The organism is Micrococcus sp. HSID17227, from assembly GCF_003989405.1.
GTDB classification, from domain to species: Bacteria; Actinomycetota; Actinomycetes; order Actinomycetales; family Micrococcaceae; genus Micrococcus; species Micrococcus luteus.
On record NZ_RBLN01000219.1, the window covers coordinates 1 to 3773 of the forward strand.

Consider the following 3773-nt stretch of genomic DNA (forward strand, 5'->3'; position numbering starts at 1 on the left):
TCGCCGATGCCGCGCACGCCCTGGCCCTGCCCAACCGGCACCGCATGACGGGCCCGCGCAGCCCCCTGGGCGGGGCCCTGCCCCACTACGGGGTGTATCCGGCGGCCGAGGGCCATGTTGCCGTCGGCGCGCTCGAGCCGCACTTCGCGGCCGCGCTCGTCGAGGGTCTCGGGCTGGACGCGGACGGGGACGTCCGCGCGCAGCTCACCGAGGCCCTCTCCCGGCACGACGCCGCCCACTGGCAGGTATGGGGGGAGGAGCGGGGCATCCCGCTCACCGCCCTGGCCAGCCCCACCGCCTGACCCCCACGACTCAGCACCCCCCCTCGAACGACCTCCAGGAGCCCCTCATGACCACCACGGATTCCCGCACCCGCTCGCTGATCGACGTCGACGTCCTCGAGTACCACCGCCTCCTGACGCCCGAGCAGCAGGAGAAGCTCGCGGAGATCCGCGCCGCCCTGGCCGAGATCGTCACCCCGCACGTGGCCGAGGCCTGGAGCCGGGACGAGTTCCCGCACGAGATCGCCCGCCGCGTCGGCGAGCTGGGCTACAACCACATCAGCGGCATGACCGAGGACCCGCTGTTCCGCGGGCACCTGATGGCCGAGCTGGCCCGCGCGGACATCTCCCTCAGCGTGTACTTCGCCCTGCACAACGACCTCGTCGGGGCCACCCTGGAGGCCCTGGGCTCGGAGGAGCAGAAGCAGACGTGGCTGCCGGGCCTGTACGCGATGGAGTACACCGGCTGCTTCGCGCTGACCGAGCCGGAGCACGGCTCCGACGTCGCCGGCGGCATGGCCACCACGGCCCGCCGAGAGGGGGACGAGTGGGTGATCAACGGGGCCAAGCGGTGGATCGGCAACGGCACCATGTCCCGCATCGCGATCGTGTGGGCCCGGGACGAGGAGGACGACCAGGTCAAGGGCTTCATCGTGGAGACCGACACCCCCGGCTACGAGGCCACCAAGATCGAGCACAAGACCGCGGTGAAGATCGTCCAGAACGCGGACATCACCTTCACGGACGTGCGCATCCCGGCGGAGAACAAGCTGGAGAAGGCCAACACCTTCGCGGACACCAACGTGATCCTGCTGGGCTCCCGCAACGGCCTGGGCTGGCAGGCCGTGGGCGCGCAGCAGGGCATCCTCGACGCCGCCCGCCGCTACGCGCTGGAGCGCACCCAGTTCGGCCGCCCGATCGCCGGGCATCAGCTGGTGCAGTCCCTGCTCGTGCAGATCGCGGCCAACCTGGCGGCCACCCTGGGCATGGCGCACCGGGCGGTGCAGCTCGAGGCCGCCGGCGAGGTGTCCATGACGCAGGCCTCCCTGGTGAAGCTGAAGACCTCCCAGATGTGCCGCGAGTCGGCCGCGCTGGGCCGGCAGATGATGGGCGGCAACGGCATCCTCGCCGACGTCGGGCTCGGTCGGTTCTTCTGCGACGTCGAGGCGATCTTCACGTACGAGGGCACCTACGAGGTGAACTCGCTGATCGTGGGCCGCGGCCTCACCGGACACTCCGCCTTCCTCTGACCCCCCTCCGACGACCGCCCCACCAGATCAGGAGCCACCGTGACGACCTCCGAGACCACCTCCGAGACCACCTCCGAGACCCCCGACACCTCCGCGACCACCCACGGCCGGCCCACCGAGCGCCGGGGTCATGTGGCCGAGCTGCTCTCGGCCACCGTGGCCCGGCAGCCGGATGCCGTGGCCCTGCGGATCGGTGAGGCCCGCATGACCTACCGCGAACTGGACCAGGTCACGGCCGCGACGGCCGGCTGGCTGCGCCACCGCGGGGTGGGCCCGGGGGACCGGGTGGCCGTGATGCTGCCCAACGTCCCGGCCTTCGTGGCGGTCTACGAGGCGCTCATGCGTCTGGGCGCGGTGATGGTGCCGCTCAACCCGCTGTTCACCGCCCGTGAGCTGGAGTACTTCCTCGAGGACTCCGGGGCGCGCATGCTCTGGGCCATGCCCGGGCTGCCGGCCGTGGACGAGGTGGCCGGGAACGTCGACGTCGAGGTGGTCACCCTGGACCTCGAAGCGGTCGGGCGGGAGTGCGCCGCCGAGGGCATCGCCCCGGTCACGGAGATCACCCCGCGGGACCCCGACGACGACGCCGTCCTGCTCTACACCTCGGGCACCACGGGGCGGCCCAAGGGTGCCCGGCTGACGCACACGAACCTGCGTTCCAACGCCATGGCGACGGCGACCGGCCTGGGCCGGCTCGGCCCGGACGACGTCGTGTTCGCGGCGCTGCCGATGTTTCACGTGTTCGGGCTCTCGGTAGTGCTCAACGGCGCGGTGTTCGCGGGGTCCACGCTGTCCCTGATGCCGCGGTTCGTGCCGGCGGACTTCTCGCGGTTGCGCATGCCCCTCTCCGGCGGTGCGAGCCTGCCGGTGGAGACGCTGCGCGCGGCGGAGAAGCTGTACGGCGTTCCCGTGTTGGAGGGCTACGGGCTGTCCGAGAACGCGGGTGCGTGCTTCTTCAACCCCGTGGACGCGCCGACCCGCCCGGGCACCGTGGGCCGGCCGGTGGACGGCTTCGAGTTCCGGATCGTCGCGATGGACGGCACCGAGGTGCCCGAGGAGGACCTCGAGACCTCCGGTGAGCTGCGCATCCGGGGCGAGGGCATCATGGCCGGCTACTGGGGCCGCCCGGAGGACACGGAGGCGGCGTTCGACGAGGACGGCTGGTTCCGCACCGGGGACATCGCCCGCCGGGACGAGGCCGGGTACGTGATGATCGTGGACCGGCTCAAGGACGTGATCATCCGCGGCGGCATGAACGTGTACCCCCGCGAGGTGGAGGAGGTCCTCTACGAGCACCCGGACGTGGTCGAGGCCGCCGTGGTGGGTGTGCCGGACGAACGGCTGGGCGAGGAGATCGCCGCCTTCGTCTCGCTGGCCCCGGGCAGCGCCGTCACGGGGGAGGAGCTCCAGGCGTTCGCGGCCGAGCGGCTGGCCCGCTACAAGCGGCCGCGGGAGGTGACCGTCCTGGACGGGCTGCCGAAGAACGCCACGGGCAAGATCCTGCGCCGCGAGCTGCGTCAGGGGTGAGGGGTGTGTGGCGGTCTGGGCGCAGGTCGTCTGGTCTGAGCGAGAGGAACGACGGACAGGTGGCCTCTCGTTACGCTCCCGGTATGACTCAGCCGCTCGTCCACCCGCCCAAGGCCCAGCCGGGCGACGGGATCGCCGTCGTCTCGCCGTCGTTCGCGGCTCCCGGTTTCGCGCCCGCGGTGCATGAGCAGGCGATGCGCCGCCTGGCCGAGGTGACCGGACTGGTGCCGGTCGAGTACCCCACCACCCGGCAGCTCGGGGCGAGCGCCGAGGACCGGGCGCGGGACCTGAACGCGGCGTTCGCGGACCCCCAGATCCGGGCGGTGATCGCCACGGTAGGCGGGGAGGACCAGATCACCGTGATCGGCCACCTGGACGCGGACGCCGTGCGCGCGGACCCCAAGCCGTTCCTCGGCTACAGCGACAACACCAACCTGCACCAGTGGCTGTGGGCGAACGGCGTGGCGAGCTTCTACGGCGGGTCCACCCAGGTGCACCTGGGGCCGGGACCGGCTGTGGATGAGGTGCACGCCGCGTCCCTGCGAGCCGCCCTGCTGACGGGAGGGCGGCTGGAGATCACGGAGCCGGGGGAGTCGGAGGACCACGGCGTCGACTGGCTGGACCCACGGGCGCTCACCGAGTTCGGGACGCGCGAGCCGGTGCCGGGCCCGCACGACGACGGCGCGCACGGCGTCGGCGAGGGCGCCTCACCGTG

At 72.3% G+C, this 3773-nt stretch carries 4 protein-coding genes; all 4 read left to right on the forward strand.

Annotation, left to right across the window (positions count from 1 at the left end; genetic code table 11):
- Nucleotides 1–302, forward strand: a 302-nt coding sequence (locus D8M29_RS09725; RefSeq protein WP_174233333.1) for a CoA transferase, incomplete at its 5' end; no start/stop codon positions are given.
- 47 nt (nucleotides 303–349) lie between these two features.
- The gene (locus tag D8M29_RS09730; protein ID WP_036336663.1) at nucleotides 350–1531 is read left to right on the forward strand and encodes an acyl-CoA dehydrogenase family protein; all 1182 of its coding nucleotides are present in this window, start codon (nucleotides 350–352) and stop codon (nucleotides 1529–1531) included.
- 132 nt (nucleotides 1532–1663) lie between these two features.
- Nucleotides 1664–3058 carry an AMP-binding protein gene (locus D8M29_RS09735; protein ID WP_127435207.1) on the forward strand — a complete coding sequence of 465 codons (1395 nt, stop codon included), beginning with the start codon at nucleotides 1664–1666 and terminating at the stop codon, nucleotides 3056–3058.
- A gap of 83 nt (nucleotides 3059–3141) precedes the next feature.
- The coding region (locus tag D8M29_RS09740; protein WP_174233335.1) for an LD-carboxypeptidase at nucleotides 3142–3773 on the forward strand (632 nt) is incomplete at its 3' end.